This window comes from Streptomyces doebereineriae (genome assembly GCF_031845645.1).
Classification (GTDB): Bacteria; Actinomycetota; Actinomycetes; order Streptomycetales; family Streptomycetaceae; genus Streptomyces; species Streptomyces canus.
Genome location: NZ_JAVREZ010000015.1, coordinates 132617 through 150197, shown reverse-complemented (window position 1 = coordinate 150197; position 17581 = coordinate 132617). Strand labels below are relative to the sequence as shown.

16 protein-coding genes and 2 pseudogenes are annotated in these 17581 nt (G+C 67.3%); 11 read left to right on the top strand and 7 right to left on the bottom strand.

Annotation, left to right across the window (positions count from 1 at the left end; genetic code table 11):
* Positions 1-17: 17 nt before the first annotated feature.
* Together RNB18_RS35215 and RNB18_RS35210 are read right to left on the bottom strand one after the other, a co-directional pair.
* Positions 18-1394: pseudogene (locus RNB18_RS35215) on the bottom strand (IS1380 family transposase).
* Positions 1395-1582: 188 nt separating this feature from the next.
* Positions 1583-2350 (bottom strand): transposase, encoded by a 768-nt coding sequence (locus RNB18_RS35210; protein WP_311718141.1) that lies wholly within the window; start codon positions 2348-2350, stop codon positions 1583-1585.
* A 77-nt stretch (positions 2351-2427) separates the two neighbouring features.
* Between RNB18_RS35210 and RNB18_RS35205 the strand changes: the two genes are divergently transcribed.
* The 4 genes from RNB18_RS35205 to RNB18_RS35190 all read left to right on the top strand — a co-directional run bounded on the left by RNB18_RS35205 (position 2428) and on the right by RNB18_RS35190 (position 8693).
* Entirely contained in the window at positions 2428-3285 is an 858-nt protein-coding gene (locus tag RNB18_RS35205; RefSeq protein WP_311718140.1) for an inositol monophosphatase family protein, read from the top strand.
* A gap of 243 nt (positions 3286-3528) precedes the next feature.
* Positions 3529-4434 carry a helix-turn-helix transcriptional regulator gene (locus RNB18_RS35200; RefSeq protein WP_311718139.1) on the top strand — a complete coding sequence of 302 codons (906 nt, stop codon included), beginning with the start codon at positions 3529-3531 and terminating at the stop codon, positions 4432-4434.
* Between the two features lie 457 nt (positions 4435-4891).
* Positions 4892-6349 carry an MFS transporter gene (locus tag RNB18_RS35195; protein WP_311718138.1) on the top strand — a complete coding sequence of 486 codons (1458 nt, stop codon included), beginning with the start codon at positions 4892-4894 and terminating at the stop codon, positions 6347-6349.
* Between the two features lie 901 nt (positions 6350-7250).
* Positions 7251-8693, top strand: a complete 1443-nt coding sequence (locus RNB18_RS35190; protein ID WP_311718249.1) for an NF041680 family putative transposase — start codon at positions 7251-7253, stop codon at positions 8691-8693.
* Positions 8694-8990: 297 nt separating this feature from the next.
* On the opposite strand, the gene RNB18_RS35185 is transcribed toward RNB18_RS35190, so the two are convergent.
* Positions 8991-9389, bottom strand: coding sequence for a (R)-mandelonitrile lyase (locus tag RNB18_RS35185; protein WP_311718137.1), 399 nt, complete (start codon positions 9387-9389; stop codon positions 8991-8993).
* A gap of 125 nt (positions 9390-9514) precedes the next feature.
* Entirely contained in the window at positions 9515-9871 is a 357-nt protein-coding gene (locus RNB18_RS35180) for a carboxymuconolactone decarboxylase family protein (RefSeq protein WP_394817722.1), read from the bottom strand.
* A gap of 207 nt (positions 9872-10078) precedes the next feature.
* On the opposite strand from RNB18_RS35180, the gene RNB18_RS35175 reads away from it, so the two are divergent.
* From RNB18_RS35175 to RNB18_RS35165, 3 genes and pseudogenes are all read left to right on the top strand, one after another.
* On the top strand, positions 10079-10972 hold the full coding sequence (locus RNB18_RS35175) for a helix-turn-helix transcriptional regulator (protein ID WP_311718136.1): 894 nt from the start codon (positions 10079-10081) through the stop codon (positions 10970-10972).
* A 400-nt stretch (positions 10973-11372) separates the two neighbouring features.
* Positions 11373-11600 (top strand): annotated as a pseudogene (locus RNB18_RS35170) (transposase); the annotation flags it as partial.
* 78 nt (positions 11601-11678) lie between these two features.
* The gene (locus RNB18_RS35165) at positions 11679-12278 is read left to right on the top strand and encodes a hypothetical protein (protein WP_311718135.1); all 600 of its coding nucleotides are present in this window, start codon (positions 11679-11681) and stop codon (positions 12276-12278) included.
* 79 nt (positions 12279-12357) lie between these two features.
* On the opposite strand, the gene RNB18_RS35160 is transcribed toward RNB18_RS35165, so the two are convergent.
* Positions 12358-12981 carry a hypothetical protein gene (locus RNB18_RS35160; protein ID WP_311718134.1) on the bottom strand — a complete coding sequence of 208 codons (624 nt, stop codon included), beginning with the start codon at positions 12979-12981 and terminating at the stop codon, positions 12358-12360.
* 484 nt (positions 12982-13465) lie between these two features.
* Entirely contained in the window at positions 13466-13630 is a 165-nt protein-coding gene (locus RNB18_RS35155) for a hypothetical protein (RefSeq protein WP_311718133.1), read from the bottom strand.
* Positions 13631-14037: 407 nt separating this feature from the next.
* On the opposite strand from RNB18_RS35155, the gene RNB18_RS35150 reads away from it, so the two are divergent.
* The 4 genes from RNB18_RS35150 (at position 14038) to RNB18_RS35135 (ending at position 16252) form a co-directional block, all read left to right on the top strand.
* Positions 14038-14427, top strand: a complete 390-nt coding sequence (locus RNB18_RS35150; RefSeq protein WP_311718132.1) for a hypothetical protein — start codon at positions 14038-14040, stop codon at positions 14425-14427.
* Between the two features lie 39 nt (positions 14428-14466).
* Positions 14467-14658 (top strand): hypothetical protein, encoded by a 192-nt coding sequence (locus RNB18_RS35145; RefSeq protein WP_311718131.1) that lies wholly within the window; start codon positions 14467-14469, stop codon positions 14656-14658.
* Between the two features lie 228 nt (positions 14659-14886).
* Complete coding sequence (locus RNB18_RS35140; protein ID WP_311718130.1) at positions 14887-15471, top strand: hypothetical protein; 585 nt, start codon at positions 14887-14889, stop codon at positions 15469-15471.
* 49 nt (positions 15472-15520) lie between these two features.
* Positions 15521-16252 (top strand): hypothetical protein, encoded by a 732-nt coding sequence (locus RNB18_RS35135; RefSeq protein WP_311718129.1) that lies wholly within the window; start codon positions 15521-15523, stop codon positions 16250-16252.
* Positions 16253-16524: 272 nt separating this feature from the next.
* Here the strand turns inward: RNB18_RS35135 and RNB18_RS35130 are convergent, their stop codons facing one another.
* The gene (locus tag RNB18_RS35130) at positions 16525-17502 is read right to left on the bottom strand and encodes an ATP-dependent DNA ligase (RefSeq protein WP_311718128.1); all 978 of its coding nucleotides are present in this window, start codon (positions 17500-17502) and stop codon (positions 16525-16527) included.
* Positions 17503-17581: the final 79 nt, after the last annotated feature.

Sequence of the window (17581 nt, the reverse complement as noted above, 5' to 3'; positions counted from 1 at the left end):
GGACGGGAAGGCGCTGGTCAGCCTGGGTTCGACAGGGCTTCAAGCCGTGACAGGGCATCGGTGATCACACCGGCCCATGGCCAGTGCCGGGCGAGTCGGAGGATGCGGCGACGTCCAGTGGTGACGAGCTGGGCCGCAGCGGAGAACAGCCGCAGCCGCAGGCGGCGGGGTTCCCACAGACGGGGCTTACCGATCAGGGAGAGCATGGGCATCCAGGCAAGCAGGTCGAGTGCGGTCTGGATGATCTACAGCCAGATCTGGTTCTGTGCGGCGCCGTGAAGGGGGAGGTTGCGCAGGCCGGTGGTGCGGGCGGCGCGGATGCGATCCTCGGCCCTCGCGCGCTGGCGGTGACGCAGCTCCAACGCGGCGATCGGGGTGTGCTTGGTGTTGGTGGCGAAGCACGTCAGGCGCATCCCGTCGGCGTCGGTGAAGCGCAGCTGGGCACCGGGGTGCGGCCGTTCCTTGCGCACGATCAGCCGCACCCCCTTGGGCCAGCCTTTCAGGCAGTCTCCGTCCAGTTCGGCCACCCAGGCGCCATCGCGGATCCCGCCGCCGGGTTCGACGGCCACCGTCCACGCGGTGGCGGGGATCTTCAGAACGGCCTGGTGGATGGCGTCGGTGATGGTCATCCCGACCGAGTACGACAGCCATCGGCCCCGCGCGGAGAGCCAGTTGACGAACTCGTGTGTGCCGCCGCCGGAATCGCACCGGATGAGCGTTCGACGTCCGCGCCGGTACTTCTGGGGCAGCTGGGCCAGGGCCAGCTGCGTGGCCTCGATGTGGTCGGCGGCGGTGTTGGAGCCGGCGTTGCCGGGCCGTAGCAGGCCCACGACCGGTTCTCCGGACCCGCCGCGGCCATGGTCGACGAACCCCATCCACGGGTGGTACCCGAACGTCTTCTTCCAGGTCGCTGCCGCGTCCTCCTTCTCGGAGTGCGCGATGACGAGCACCCCGTCCAAATCCACAAGCACCTGCCCGCCGACATCCGGGGCCGTCTCACCGGCCAACTTCCAGACATACTCGCGAACTTGCGCCCGAGCCGTACGGATCGCGGTCAGCGCGTGCTTCCCGCTTGCAGCAAGCGTGTCGATCAGCCGGGAGACCGTGGAGTCGGAGGCCACCGGCCCGAACACGCACGGTTCGGCCCGCAGCATGCCCACGTCGGCCAGGCAGTCTCCGCCCAAGGCCACTGCGAGCGCCACATCCAGCAGAATCTTGCCGGGATCGTGTACTGCCCGCGGCTTGCGCCAGGGCGCGAGCGCACCTGATATCGCCTCATCCAGGCCGGTCTTGCGGACCGTCTCTACCAACAGCACGGCCCCAGCATGCGAGACCACCCCGCGTCCGTCGCCCTCGACACGGACACGCGGGTAGGACCCGATACGCTTGGTCACCTGAGTGCTTCTTTCCTCGCAGCCAACAGGACTCTCGACAAGCCCTATCGTTGCAGGTCAGGAGCACTTCTCACCTTTGTGGTCAAGACTCGGACGATCGACCTCATGAAAGCGCGAGGCTAAGACTTGTCCCGTAACTGATCTTCGAGTCGACGGAGCCAAGACTGCTCGGCCGGTGGCCGCCGCGCCTATCCGGCGAGGTTGAGGTTGTGCAGCCGGGCAATGCCGAGCATGGCGTGGTGGACGCCGTCACCCTTGAGCCGGCAGTCGCGGAGGATCTTCCAGGTCTTCATACGGGCGAAGGTGTGCTCGACGCGGGCGCGGACTTGCTTGTGTGAGCGATTGTGCTCCTGTTTCCAGTCGGGGAGTTCTTCGCCGGCCCGGCGGCGGTGCGGCATCACCAGTCCGGTGCCGGGGTAGCCGCCGTCGGCGATCGTCATCGTCTTGCCGACGGCGGCTTTGGCCCCGGATTCCGCCCATGCCCTGCAGTCGTTCCGGTTGCCCGGAAGTGGCTGGCCGACCACGACGACCCGGCGGGTGTCGGCGTCGATGACAACCTGGTGGTTGGTGGAATAGCGATAGTTCTTGGACTGCTCGGCGATGGTGTGGTCACGGGTGGGCACCAGGGCGCCGTCCACGATGAGCACCGTGCCCTTCGTGAAGCGTTGCCGGGGCTTCAACGCGAGGAGTGGGCCGATCTGGTTGATGATCCGGTCGGTTGCGGACCTGGAGATGCCAAACAGCAGGGCGAGCTGGCGCATCGTCAAGTTCGTGCGCCAGTAGGCCGCGACGAGCAGCACCCGGTCCTCCAGCGAAAGGCCCCAGGGCCGGCCGCGCCGGACAAGTTCGGCCTGCTCGCGCCGGAGCGCGGTCACTGTCTTGTGGAACTGGCGCGGATTCACGCCGGTGAACGGGGTTATCCAGGACGGCTCGGACGCCGTGATCACACCAGCCATGCGCTGATCGTCTCACCGAGCCTATGCGCCTGGACCGGGACTTGATCACGGAGGTATCGGCGAGAAGAGTGGGCGGTATGACGGACTCAGCAGACCTGACGCTGGCGCACCAACTGGCTGATCAGGCGGACGAGATCGCCCGGCGCTACTTCCGCGCACCCGACCTGGGTGCCGAGGACAAGGGCGACGGAAGTCCGGTCACCAACGCGGACCGCGAGATCGAATGCGTCCTGCGCGCGTCGATCCGTACGGAACATCCTGGCGACGCGTTCGTGGGCGAAGAGTTCGGCGCCCATGGGCGCAGCAGCCGCCGATGGATCATCGACGCCATTGACGGCACGGCGAGCTTCATTGCGGGCGATCCGGAATGGAGCACTCTCATCGCCCGGGAAGAACACGGCACCGTGACCATGGGCATGGTCTCCGCGCCCGCGCTCGGGCGCCGCTGGTGGGCAACGCCAGGCACCGGCGCCTGGATGGGCCCCTGCCCCTCCGATCCGTCAGCACCGCCGCATCGGCTGACGCTCACGGCAGGAGGAAACGCCAAGGTTGCCGCCATCGGAATCTGGCCTCCACCACCGCGGCTAAGCAAAGCCGAACGCGTCGCCGCGGCCCGGCTGGCAGCAGGAACCGCAACCGTGCTCCCCGCACTCAACTGGGCATCTGCGGACCCCACCACGCCGCCACCCAGCAAGCCATCCACCGGATCCGGCACCTGCCATGGAGCCCTCCTGGTCGCGACAGGAAAACTCGACGCCTTCCTGCTGCTGGGCGCCGGCGCCTGGGACATTGCCGCAGTGATCCCCATCGTCGAGGAGGCCGGCGGCACCTTCAGCGACCTCTCCGGCCAGCGACGAACCGACACAGGCGCAGCTCTGTTCGCCCGACCCGGCCTCCACCAGCAGCTCCTGGGCCTGGCCAAACGCCCCAACTGACCCACAAACCAGGACCGTTTCACCCCGCCTCATGGGTTACGGGACAAGCCTTAATCAACGCCGGTGGCCACACCCACATCAGCAGCGGGCAAAGGCCGGCTCTCGGCGCCGGGGACCTACCGTGCCGTCGGCACAGACGGCCGCATCGGCGATTGGCATCGACATGACCAGGGACAACGCGCTCCCGGTGCCTGCACCTGGCAGGGATAGGCACCAAACGTCCGCAACTGCCATGCTGGATGTATGGACCAGCGACAACACAGCATGGACCAGCGATCCGAACTCGGCACATTCCTGCGCGCCCGGCGGGCCCGGCTCCAGCCGGAGGACGTCGGCCTCATCGACTACGGTGGCCGCCGCCGGGTGCCCGGACTGCGCCGCGAGGAACTCGCGCAGTTGGCCGGAGTCAGCGTGGGCTACTACACGAGGCTCGAACAGGGACAGAGCCCCAATGCCTCGGACGCCGTGCTGGATGCGATCGCCCGGGTACTGCGGCTCACTGAGACCGAGCGCGCTCACCTGCACAGCCTGGCCCGCAACAAACCGCGGGTTCGGCGCCGCTCCCGGCCCGAACAGGTCCGCCCCGGTATCCGGTTGATGATCGACTCCATGGGCGACGCGCCCGCCCTGGTCCTGGGCCGCAGCGGCGACGTGCTGTGCTGGAATCGCATGGCGCATGCCCTGCTCGCAGCGCACATCGACTTCGACGCACCGGCCCACGTCGGTCGCCGCCCCAACGTGGCCCGCCTGGTCTTTCTCGACCCCCATACGCGTGAGCTGTATTCCAGCTGGCGTGAGAAGGCCCGGGACACCGTGGCCGACCTGCGCATGACGGCAGCCCGCTATCCCGACGATCCCCGTTTCACCGAACTCATCGGTGAACTCACCCTGCGCAGTCCCGAGTTCGCTTCTCTGTGGGCCGCACACACCGTGCGCCCCTGTGTGCAGTACACCCGCAACTTCCAGCATCCTCTGGTCGGCGCGCTGACTTTGACCAACGAGCTGCTGGACCTGCCGCATGACGAAGGACAGCGCGTCGCGGTCTTCAATGCCGAGCCAGGTTCGTCCTCGCACGCGGCGCTCCATCTGCTGTCCGACTTGAGCTCTGCGTCCTCGGTCGCTCAGCCGGAAACTGCCGTAGCCGACTGATCACCGGCTCCTGAACGTCCGCCGCGCCTCGGGGCGCGCGGACCCGCCCGGCCTGGCCCCGTCACCCCCGTCGCTGCCAGGCCGGGCCTTTTTGTATGTCCTCGACGCCGTTGCAGCGGGCCGGATTCCCGCGTCACGAGCTGGCGCACACGCAGCGCGAAGTGCGCCCGCTTAGCCCGGCACAAACTCAGCCCGGGCTTCCGCCCCCATTTCGGCAACTCCCCACAGTGCGCGGGCCTTTGCTCGCTGGCTTTGTTCACGAGTCTCGTGGACAAAGCCAGCTCGCGGATGTTGGTGCGGGAGCACCCCGAGACGTTCACTGAGAATCGATGGTCCGATGCTCGGCTGGATCCTGCACCTGCCAGGGGTATCCACCGCAGAGGGCTGGGTAGCGCACCCCGCGGACCACAGGCTTGTTCTCACCCACCCGACGCTCATCTGTGAGAGGCATCCCACCATGGTGGTAACCAACACCCCCCATCGCGCTCCCGAAGCGCCCGACAAGCTGGGCGTGCGGGGCTGGCTCACCCTGATCACACTGTGCGGTGCAACCTTCCTGATCGCGCTGGACTTCTCGATCGTGACGGTGGCGCTGCCCGAGATCGGTCGCGACCTGAACTTCGCCACCGCCGGCGACCTGCAGTGGGTGGCCACCGCCTGCCTGTTGCCCACGGCGAGCCTCCTGCTGCTCTTCGGCCGCGTCTCGGACCTCGTCGGCCGGCGCCGCCTGTTCATCCTGGGCATCATCCTGTTCACCGGGCTGTCCCTTATCGGCGGACTCGCACCTAACCCCGGCGTCCTCATCGCGGCCCGCGCCGGCCAGGGTGTTGCCGCCGCGATGATCGGCCCCACCGCCATCGCCCTGATGACCGCCTCTTTCCGTGAAGGACCGCAGCGCACCAAGGCCCTCGCGGTCAACGGCGCCCTGCTCTCTCTCGGCTTCGTCATCGGCACCATCGGCGGCGGCCTCATCACCAGTGGACTCAGCTGGCGCTGGACCATGCTGATCATGGTGTTCCTCGGTGCGTTCATCCTGCTCGGCGCGGTGGTCCTGCTGCCCAAGGACGGCGCCCGTATCGCCGCCCGGCTCGACGTACCCGGCGCCATCCTGGCCAGCGGTGGCCTGTTCGCTCCGGTCTACGGCATCTCCACCGGCGCTGACGCCGGTTGGACCAGCGGCTCCACTCTCGGCTCCCTTATCGCCGCTGCGGTACTCATCGCCGCCTTCCTGCTCGTCGAAGCCCGCCACCCGGCCCCCCTCGTCTCGCTGGAACTGCTCAAGCGGCCCACCGTCAAGTGGAGCTTCGTCGTCGGCTTCGTCACCTTCGGCATGTGCGGCGGCACGACCGTGCTGCTCAGCCTCTACATGCAGGACGTCCTGGGCTACTCGGCGCTGGCGACCGGCTTCGGCTTCCTCGCCGAAGGCGCCACCGCCCTGGTCGCCGGCACCATCGCATCGAAGCTGATCGGCTCACTGGGCACCCGCCAGACCATGGCTCTCGGACTTCTGGTGCAGGCCGTCGGCACCGGCTTCATGGTCTTCCTGCCCGCGGACAGCAACATCCCGCTGCTGCTGGTGGTCACCTCGGGCGCGATGGGCTTCGGCCACGTCCTGGCCGTCGTCGCCTTCATCACCACCCTCACCTCCGGCCTGCGCACGGACGAGCAGGGCGTAGCCGGCGCGCTCTCCCAGATGCCGCAGTTCATCGGGGCCATCGGAGTGGCCGGACTGGCCGCCATCGTCACCGCCCGCTCCGCCGCACTCGCCTCTACCACCACGGCAGAGCTGGCGACCCTCGGCGGCCTGCACGCCGCGACGCTGACCGCAGGATTCGTCTGCCTCGTCGGCCTGCTCGTCGCTCTCACCCTGCTGCGTCGCGCGGCTCCCGCTCCGGAGCCCGCCCCCGCAGCCTGAACGCGCCGCTCGGCAGCACACATCATCATCCGGTGAGCTGCCAAGCTCCCCGAGCCCGGTGTGACACGGCCCCAATACCCCTGTCCCATCGGGCTCGTGGCTGTCCCGCAAACAGTTCGGACAGTTGTCGGCAGTCTCGGCTCCCCATGGGTACCCTCTCGAGGGCCGCGGCCAGGTCCGATGGACGCTGCCGACACGGGAGGTGCGCACGCTCTTGAGGGCAGCGCACCAGCCGTCCTCGGCGTCAGGAAGGAACCGCAGTCCCTGCCTGCGAGACCACCCTGCGCCTGTCGCCCTCGACACGGACACGTGGGCCGGGTCCGTTATGCCTGGTCACCTGCGAAGTGCCTCTTTCCTCGCAGCCAACAAGACTCTCGACAAGCCCTATCGTTGCAGGTCAGGAGCACTTCTCACGCTTGTAATCAAGCCTCGGACGGCTGACCTCATGAAAGCGCGAGGCTAGGAGGGCTCGGGATTCGAGGGGGTTGCCGCAGCAGTACCAGTGCACGTTGCCCCACTCGTAGTCGTGCCACAGATCCCGCTCGGGCTGGTGTACGTAGTTCTTCCACAGGCCCACAGCTGTGCTGACATCGCCTGGCTGCAGATAGTTGCGGGTGTGCTCGAGACGGGCGATCTCGGACAGTGCGCGCGATGACAGGCCGTCGATGACTGGCCTTGCACCGGTTGTCCGGTGACTGGCGTGGGCGCCGGCACGGATCTGTCCTGGCCGTCTACGCGGCATGGACCTTTCGGTTCGTCGTCATGCGCTACATGGTGCCACGGTCTCGAATGGCGTCTCGAACGGATTCGCTCGCATGGGGATTCGCCGGACGTGGGGGCGGCCTTCGTCTGATCATGTGCTCCGACCAAGGTGCACGTGACCACGACGAAGGCCGTGAGGGTGAGTCTGCTGCCTGATGCTGTCCGAAGGGAGGCGTTCGCGGAAGCGTCACGCTTCCGGGGCGAGTTCTACGAGTGTCTGACCGCCCGGCGCGACGAGTTGTTCGAGCTCGTGGACGCGGTGCTGTGTGCGGACGGGGCGGTGAAGTCCCCGGTGGACCTGACGCTGCTGCCCGAGCATCGTCGCGGGCACGGAGCGATGTACGGCGGCCTGAACCAGGGCCGGATCGACGTCGACCGGCTCCAGACGGTGCTGGCCGGGCTGCCGCTGCCGCGTTTCGAGGGCGGGCGCCTGGTCCTGGCGGTCGACGTGTCGCCGTGGCTCCGCTCGGATGCGCCATGTTCAGCAGAGCGGCTGTTCTGCCACGTCTACGGCCGCGCGAAGACAGCATCGCAGTTCATTCCGGGCTGGCCCTACTCCTTCGTGGCCGCGCTGGAGCCGGGCGCCACCTCCTGGACCGCGATCCTCGACACGGTTCGGCTCGGCCCGGCGGACGATGCGACCGCGGTCACCGCCGCGCAGCTCCGACGAGTCGTTCAACGGCTCGTCGCCGCAGGCCAGTGGCGCGCCGGGGACCCGGCCATCGTGATCGTCAGCGACGCCGGCTACGACGTCACCCGCCTGGCCTGGGTCCTGCGTGATCTGCCGGTCGAGATGGTCGGCCGGGTCCGCTCCGACCGCGTCATGCGCCTGCCGAAGCCGCCGAGGATGCACGGCGTCAACGGCCGGCCGCCCAAGCACGGCCCGGAATTCCGCTTCACCAAGCCGGAGACCTGGCCCGAGCCCGCGATCACCACGGTCACTGACACCAGCAACTACGGCAAGGCCGAAACCCAGGCGTGGGACCGGGTGCACCCCAGGCTCACCCACCGCTCCTCCCGGCTCGACCACGACGGCGAGCTGCCCTTGGTCGAGGGCACGTTGATTCGGCTGAAGGTCGAGCACCTGTCGAAGGACCGGGATGCCCCGCCGGTGTGGTTATGGTCCTCCAAGACCGGTGCCACCCCGGACGACGTGGACCGTTTCTGGCAGGCATTTCTCCGCCGCTTCGACCTGGAGCACACCTTCCGCTTCGCGAAGCAGACCCTCGGCTGGACCACTCCGAAACTCCGTACTCCCGAGGCGGCGGACCGCTGGACCTGGCTCCTGATCGTCGCTCACACCCAGCTCCGGCTCACCCGTCCCCTCGCCGAGGACCTCCGTCGCCCCTGGGAGAAACCCACCACCTCCAACCGGCTCACCCCGGCCCGGGTCCGCCGGGGGTTCAGGAACATCCGCGCTCATCTCGCCTGCCCGGCCCGTGTTCCCAAACCCCGAGGCACCGGCCCCGGACGGCCAGCCGGCGCCAAGAACAAGCACCGGGCACCCCGCTACGACGTCGGCAAGACCGTCAAACGCCCCGAGACCCTCAAGGCCATCGGCAAGCCTGGAAGATCTTGGTAGATAAGGAACAAGGTTGAGTGCCTGTTTCTGAACCCCGTACCACCGGGCCAAGAGCCGTGCGCCGCCCAGGGCTTAGGAAGCCAGGGCGACGGTGAGGGTGGTCGGGCCAGCCAGGCCCAGGACGGTGTCGAGGTGTCCATCATCGACGCGGCCGGTGATCATCACTCCGGTGTGGCTCTGGGAGTGGTCCTGGGCATCGAAGAGGAGGGTGAACCGGCCACCGAAGTGTCCGATCTGGCAGGGGTGGTGCGCGTGTTGTTTAACGTGGCAGGGATGACGGGGTTGCCGAACCCAGGGTCAGGAGGCCTGCCCGTACTGCTCGTCGGTGACGGGTTCGAGCCAGGTGGTGCCGTCGCCGTTGTCGTCGCCGACGACCATGGCGATGTGGGCCATGAAAGTGGTGCCGGTGGCGCCGTGCCAGTGCTCCTGGCCTGCCGGGCAGGTGATGGTCTGCCCCGCGGTAACACGGACGATGTTGCCGTCGCGGGTGCCGACCAGGCCGACGCCGTCGGTGAGGTGGAGGGTCTGGCCCAGGGCGTGGGAGTGCCAGTTGGTGCGGGCGCCGGGTGTGAAGCGGACCAGCCCGACGGCCAGGCGGCCCGGCTCGGTGGGTGCCTGGAGCATGTTGAGGTAGACGTCGCCGGTGAAGCGATCGGCCGGGCCCTTGATGGTGGGCGTTTCGATGATGTGGTCCATGGCTCTGTTTCGTGATCGGTGGTGTGGGGATCAGGAGGCGCCGGTGTGGGCGAGGCCGGAGCCCGACTCCAGGCGAATGTTGCGGGCGCGCTGCGGGAGTGGGCGGGCGAGAGGTTCGCGGTCGATCAGTTGCCGGACGCGGCGTCGGGCTCGGCGAGGATTTCCTTCAGGACGGTGGCGGCGCTCATGGCGTTCGGCCAGCCGGCGTAGAAGGCCAGGTGCGTGATCATCTCCGCCAGCTCGTCTTTGGTGAGGCCGTTGTTCAGTGCGGTCCGCAGGTGGAAGCGGAGCTGGTCGGTGCGGTACAGCGCCACCAGGGCGGTCACGGTGACCAGGCTGCGGTCGCGCTTGGACAGCCCCGGGCGTTCCCAGACGTCACCGAACAGGACGTCGTCGGTCAGGTCGGCCAGCTTCGGCGTGATGTCGCCGACGAGCTGCTGTGAGGGGGACTGCTGCGGTGCCATGTTCTTGCTCCTGCTCATGTGTTGTGCCGTGGGGTGGGGGGCTGCCGGTCCGGTGCTGTGCCGTCCGGCGCCGGACGTGGGCTTGTCCACCAGCCCGACTGCACGGCCGGGCGGAAAGCACCACGTCATCGAGGTAACCACCGTCCGGTGCGATGAGCGAGGCACCATCAATGGGTGTACCAGCAGTACATCTCTCCGGCCGTCTGTCGGACGTACCGTCGAGGTGTGGACAACCGTGAAGAAGTCCGCGAGTTCCTCACCTCGCGGCGCGCAAAGATCACCCCGGAACGGGCAGGACTGCCCTCCGGCCCCCGGCGGCGCGTGCCCGGCCTGCGCCGCAGCGAGGTGGCGGCCCTCGCCGACATGAGCGTCGAGTACTACGCCAAACTCGAACGCGGCAACCTCGCCGGCGTATCCCCGGCCGTCCTGGAAGCCGTCGCCCGCGTTCTCCAGCTCGACGACGCCGAACGTGCCCATCTGCTCAACCTGGCGCATGCCGCGGACGGCTCCGACGCCCTCACCCGCCGTCCCAGGCACCGCACCAGTCAACGGTGGACACCCCACCGCAGCCTGCAATGGACCTTGGACGCCATCACGGCGGGCCCCGCCTTCGTCCGCAACGGCCGCTTGGACATCCTCGCCGCCAACCCGCTCGCCCGTGCCTTCCACGCCGACGTCTACGCGTCCCCGGGCAACCAGGCGAACCTCGCCCGGTTCATCTTCCTCGACCCCGCCTCCCACAGCTTCTTCCCCGACTGGGACACCTTCGCCGATGCCGCGGTGGCGATCCTGCACACCGAAGCCGGCCGCAACCCCCACGACAAGGACCTGCACGACCTCGTCGGCGAGCTGTGCACCCGCAGCGACGAGTTCCGCACCCGCTGGGGCGCCCACAACGTGCGCAACCACGGCACCGGAACCAAACGCTTCCACCACCAGGTCGTCGGCGACCTCACCCTCGCCTACGAGGGCCTGGAGATGGCCGCCGAACCGGGCCTAACCCTCACCATCTACACCGCAGAACCCGGCTCCCCCTCCGCAGAAGCACTGGCCCTACTCGCTTCCTGGGCAGCCACGCACGAGGCGGACCTAGCCCCCAACACCTTGTCCACCCCGTGACATACCGCAGTCACCGACGCCGCACGCGCTGACGCGGCACTGCTCTCCCCACCCGAACGCCGAGCTGCTGTAGTCCCGCCCAGGACCTGCCCTGATCCCATGATCACCGGCTTAGCGTTAACCGCTGTACCGCTGCACCCCAAGGCCGGGGTCCTGCACAGCATCGTGAACGGCACAGAGCCGATCTGGGAGCCGCGTGGCCTGGACGGTGGACTGGTACGGGGAGCCGGGCTCGATTCGCCGACGGATACGGAAGGGCCGATGACAGCGCTCAGCCGGAGGTGCCGGGTGAGGACTCCGCGGGACCGGCCCCGAGGCTGCGCCGGTTTTTCGGCTGGGCCGGGAGGTGGCTTGCGACCACTCCGCGGGACCGAAGTTCGCTGAGATCCGGGAGGCGGACGTCTCCCGGCCCAAGGGCACCAAGGGCTTCGTCGTGCTACCCCGCCGCTGGAAAGTCGAGCGCACGATCGGCTGGTGCATGAACGCCCGCCGCAACGCACGCGACTACGAACGGCTGCCCCAGCACTCCGAAGCCCACCTGAACTGGGCACTCATCACTCTCATGACCAGGCGTATGATCCGGAAGAAGCCCGCCCCCGGCTGGTCGAAGAAGCCGGATCCGTCAGCCTGAACCGCGAGGCATCGTCAGACCGCATCGGACCCTTTCGCGAGGTGCTTCCACCAGCGTGCTGAAAGACTGCACACCATGATCTTGGTTGTCGAGGGTCCGAGCGCGGCCGGAAAGTCAACTCATTGCGCCCGATTTGCATCCGGGCAAGTGGTCCCTGAACTGCCGGGCGGCATGCCCTCTGCAGACTGGTCCCTGGACGAGACGAGCGTGTTCTGGATCGAGCGCAACGTGACCCGCTGGACACACGCCTGTGAACTCGAGGCCGAGCACGAGTTGGCCGTCTGCGACACCGACCCCTTGAAGCTGCATTACAGCTGGTGCTTGGCACGCGCCAGACTCACATCAGCCGATGACTTCGAATCGCAACTATCCCTCGCGCGGAGCGCGATTGAGACGCGGCGACTGGGTCTCGCCGATCTGATCGCCTGCCAGATCCCTTCCTCTGACACCCTGCGTCGTCAGAAGGAGCACGACGCCACACGCAGCCGCAGGACCTTCGACGTCAACGCCCAACTGGCTGGCCCACTACGCGAGTGGTACCAAGCACTCGACGACACAGACCCGGGCCGGGTCGTGTGGACCTGGAGCACCGAGCCATCTCTGATCCGACGGCAACGGTATGACCGCGATTTGTTCGATGCTTGGATGAAGCGACTGCCTGCCCTATCTGCATGACCCGCGCTGCGGAAGCGCAAGACCCTCCGTGTGATCTCCCTTCAGGGAAGGAAAACAGGCACTTACGCGGCGGCGCTCTTCACTCGATACAGTACGTCGGGACATGGCGACGACCCGTGCAGTCGGCCCTACAGGCACCGAGAGTATTTTTTGCTACACAGAGACACCAATTCAGGCTGCCAGCACCAGAATAGAAGCATTCCTTCAGGGATCGCTCAACCTCAGCAGTACAGGCATTTAAGCACTCCTGACGGTGTGGATCATCCACGCGCATGGGGCCCCGCTCGCGAGAGGTCTCGTAGGCTAGTTCCGACCAAATAGATTGCGAGCCACTTGGAGGCGCTACGGGCGAATGTGGATCAGGTGACTCCTGAATAGCACTTGGTCGCGACCCGCCACCGACAGCCTGTACTTTTATCAATTGAGAGAAGGCGTCAGCGTACGCTTTATCTGCAAATATTACCTCGACCACAGAAAGTAATTTTCCACAGCAGTCATGCGTCGCACTCGTTTTGACAAGGGCTTCAATTGCAGCCTTGGGGACATTCAGGGCGATGCTGCACAAACAGCCGAGGTTAGCCATGTACGGGGTAACCTTGACCCGGCTTTCGTCCGAGTCAATCGCTTCAAGCGTTGCCCGCAGTCCAGATTCACGCTGCGACAGCAGGAGTTCGTCTACGCTGATTTGAGTGCCGTCAACCATGATCGCTCCATCAGTTGCGGAAATTGCGTTCTGCTAAGCGGCTGAGTTCTGTGAAGCCCTCAATCCACAGGGTTCCCGTGCCAGCAATCGAAACGAACCCGCGGGTGATTTTCGTTTCAGTGTGAAGCACTTGTGGCCGCGCAATGCCTCACTCTGCACCGTCCTCGCTTCCCCCTGCAATGTCAACGAACCGCACAATAGGATCTATGGCAGGAGATCGAGAAAATTCGTGAAGGAATGGTTCCGATTCTGGCCGAGATCGAGGACCTCACGCCCACGGCCAACATCCCCGCCGACGACCCGCACCATCGCCGGGCCCGTCGTTTGGGTCGAGGGTCTGCGCCTGGGCACCAGCTCCGAGAACTGCTTGCCCTCCCGCACCAGGTCCGAGCGGTCGCATGGCCGCAGGCCAAGTCTCCGCTCAAGTTCAACACGCTGGACTTGACAGGGAACAGACCCGGTCGGTGTACAGCTTCGTCGTCAGCTAGAGGCCGCAGCCTCCGAGCAGCAGCCCGCACCAGAACGTGTCGTGCTCGTGATGGCGGCGGAACGCGTCCAGCTCGATCGCCTCCAGCGGCAGCATCAGCGGCTCTTCCGAGTCCGCACCGCCCAGGACCGCCGTCTGAATCTGCCGCCTGTCACCCTGCACGAACCTCCACCTTTCGCCCCAACTCATCGTGCCATCAACAGCGTTAGCGTCACAGACGATCGACGCAGGCAGGCTGCAATGGACCTTCCTGCCATCCCCCTCGCTACACAGCACCTGCACTCTCTCCGTCATGCCCACTATCCCGAAACAGTCGTGCCGCCATACGGCACGAATTTCAACGGTCCTTCCACTGCCGGTACTACGGTCGCTCCTCCATGGTCTGGTGCCCCCGGGTAGTGCTGATGGTTCGGTCGCTCCTCACGCGCAGGGTCCGGACAAACCGTTGCTCTAGAGCGAGATGAACGAGCGATCGCTCCTCAAGCGTAGGACCTGGACTGACCTGCGGCGCTAGGACCGCTTTGTCGTTACCACAACCCGTCGCTGACGAGGTCCGGGCATGGACGAACGTGCTGCGCGGCCAAGGCCCCAGCGAGAACGAACCACGCAGTTGGGAGGGCATCCGCCGCTACCTCACCACCCTGCAACCAACCCTCATCGCGTGGACCGCGGCCGGCATGACGACCCTTCGGGAAGTCACCTCGGACCACCTCCACGCCGCGCTGGAGAATCTGACCGGGACCGCCCGACGCCAGCTCGCCACCTCCCTTCGCAGCCTGTTCCGGGCTCTCAAACGGGAACGGCTGATCTTCCGAGACCTCGCCCGAAACCTGGCCGTCGGCGATCTGACCGGCATCCCACGGCCCGTTTCCTCCGACCTGCTGGCCGGTCTGCTCGACCGCGCCGCGACCCCGTTCGCGCGGACCGCCTCATGTGACAGGCGCGGCAGCACACGCTGATCACTCTCACCGAACGCTCTCCGACGCCCCCACATCCGTATGAGGGCATCCGCCGTCGGCGCTCCCGGCATCCGCTACGACGCCGCTCCGCCGGAGGACGGCCAGCACTGTCCCGACTGGCACAACGACCTAGACCTGGTGGACACCGCGCTCGCTGCCGTCGACGCGATCGTCTTCACCGTGCGCCGCGACTTCCCCCGCCGGCACATCCTGGAACCTGCGCGGCCGTGAGTGCAGGCGGCCTGGACGACTTCATCGACAATGGCCCTCGCCCGCCACCTCGCCAGCCCGCCGCTCCTCAGGCACCACATGCCCCGCCCGGTCCCAGGCAGGGGTGCAGCCCGCGGACAGAGAGGTGACGCTAACCGGCCAGGGCTTGGCTGATCTGCGCCTTCTCGTGATCTGTGTCTCGAGACGGATTGAGAATCGTGAAGTTGGCACCAGGAATGGGAGAAACCCATGACCGACCTGAACGAGCCGCTGGAGCCGCTCTACAGCTATCCCGACGAACTGCCCCCGCCCCGCCAGTCCGGTGACGTGAACCTGGTGGGCCTGCTCAGCGTCGCCGACGACCTCGCCCGCAGCCTGTCGGCACTGAAGATCCGGGTGCAGCCCTTCGACTCCAAGACCTCGCTCGTCAGCCCCGAGAAGGCGCGCGAGAACCTGGAGAAGGAAGTCAATCGCCTCCTGGGCAAGGCCGTCTACCTCCAGCGCCACGCCCACGCCGCCATGCTCGGGCGATGCGTCCTCGGTGCGGACTCCAAGGAGGACTGCTCCACCGAGGGCGCCCACCTCCAGCTCAACATCTGGGACGACCACACTCGCAGGGACATCGTGGAAGACGGCACCACCGGCTGCGTCACCCACATCGTCGAAGCCGCCCGCCGGACCATGGCCGACCCCGCAAGCCGCAGGATCCTGCTCGCCTTCAACAGCGGCGACGAGGGAACAGCCGTCTCCCGCGCCTTGGGGCTCGGGCCAGCCGACGCCGAACAGTTCCTGCACGACGGCCTCACCCTGCGCCCCGAACACCGCGCCCCCTGAACCCGCCACCAGGCCGGGGCACCAGGCCCGCCACGATTGGAGCGCCACGTTGACCTACGAGCCAGTCGACCTGAACCTGACCGATCCGACGAAGGGCTACCTGAACTTCGTCCTCTACACCGAGGCCCGTCTTGGCATCGCCTCGACATCACTGAACGCCGACGTGTCCATCGCGGCGCGCCAGGCTCAGACACCTCACTTTGAGGAGTGGCTGAGCAGGCTGGTGCGCTGCGAGCCAAACGCGATGCACTGCACGCTCGTGGAGCCAACGAAGATCCCGGCTCTGTTCCGCCCCTGTGTGGAAGAAGACAAGGACAGCCCTTCGGTCGTCAGGGGATCGGGCTGTGTATGCCGCCGGACCTTCTACGACCCCGAGTTCGGGCTGCCTGTCGTCGGTGCGCACTTCAAGCACGCAGGCGCGGGAGGCACGGACCAGTGGAGCTACAACACGTACGCCCCGCTCGATCTGCGCCCGGGCGACACCTTCGACCGCTTCCTCGTCAGCGGGGGCCTGTTCTGGGCCCGGACGGAGAAGGGGCTGCTGTCGATCCTGCCGCAGCGCAACGGCCTCGGTTACAACATCGGCTACAACGGCGGGGGGCCGCACGCCCTGGCCGCCTACCTCACCCAGGTCGCCGTCACCGACGGCCAGAACACGGCCGCCGGCGCCGCCTACGAGAAGGCGCACCCGGCGATCGTCGCCTGGACACAGAGCAGCGCGGAGGACCGCGGCACGAACACACTGACGCTGTCCGACCTCAAAGCGATGCAGCAGCGCTGACCGCCGCTCTCCCGCCGACACCGTGCGTACTGAGGGTGGGAAGGGGTGGGGCCCGGTCGTCACCAGCCTCACCCGGCTTTTGAGGGATGTTGCCGCCTCATCGCCGCCCGCTGAACGCGCCAAGCCTGGTTGTCAGGATCCTGGAACAGCACTTTCCACCGGAACTCCCCGACCCCGACCACACCACCGAGTAGACCGGCCACGGCGCCGACCACACTGCCGCCAACCCCGTCCATGACTCCGACCACGGCTGGTCAGCGGGTGTTTCGACGCTAGCGCTGCGGTGACGTCCAGCGGGGGACGTCGGCGGGGGAGAGATCGGGGCGGGCGCGGTGCAGGCGTGCAGGGTGGCGCCACCGGCCAGCAGCGTCGCGGGCGACGTCGACGCTGACTTCCACCACCAGCTCGGGTTCCACCAGCGTGCCGTTCAGTGTCTCGTGACTGCCCCACCCGGCGGAGAACGACCAGCCCGTCCATGGGTGACCGTGCTGCGCCGAAGCAAGCTGGCCGGCGACCGTTGTGCTGGCCGTCCGGGTGAGGGTGGTGGTGCGGCCGGTGTATTGCAGGCGCCCGTCGTCGTACCTGCCGAGCAGCAGAGAACGGGGAGCGGTCAGGGAGCCGGTGACAGCACCGACGATCGCCTCCGTGGTCTCGCGCACCTTGTATTTCTGCCAGTCTCTGCCTGAAGGCCGGTAGGCGTCGTCCAGCCGTTTGAAGAGCACGCCCTCGATCCCGACCGAGGTCCACGTCAGCCACTCGCGCAGGGTGTCCGGGTCGGTGGTCGACGGACACAACACCCACGGCGCGATGAGCCCGCGGGCGGCGAACACGGACTCGAGGGCGGCTCTGCGCCGCCGGTAGGGCCATCCGGTCGTGTCCGTCCCGGACAGCCGCAAGACATCGAACGCGACGAAGTGGGCCGGCCACTCCTGTGCCGACCGGGCCGCCCCGGCTCCGCGCCGGGCAAGCCTGTCCTGTAGCCGCTCGAACGCGAGGCGGCCCGCGGCATCCCATACGACCAGCTCGCCGTCGAACGCGGTCGCGTCCGGTAGCTGCACGATGCCGGCCACGATCTCCGGAAACGATGCCGCCATCTCCGTGCCTCGCCTCGAGCGCAGCACCACCCGGCCGGCGTCGACGGACAACAGAGCCCTGAACCCGTCCCACTTGGGCTCTCCCGCCCACCCGGGCAGCAGAGCCGGGTCGGACACAGGGGCGGCGAGCATCGGTTCCGGCAGCGTCCACGTCACAGCCCCATGCCTTCCACCCGGTCTGTCCGTCCGCAAACCGAGCGGCGCGTGCACACCCGACCACCGACCCGACCATGAG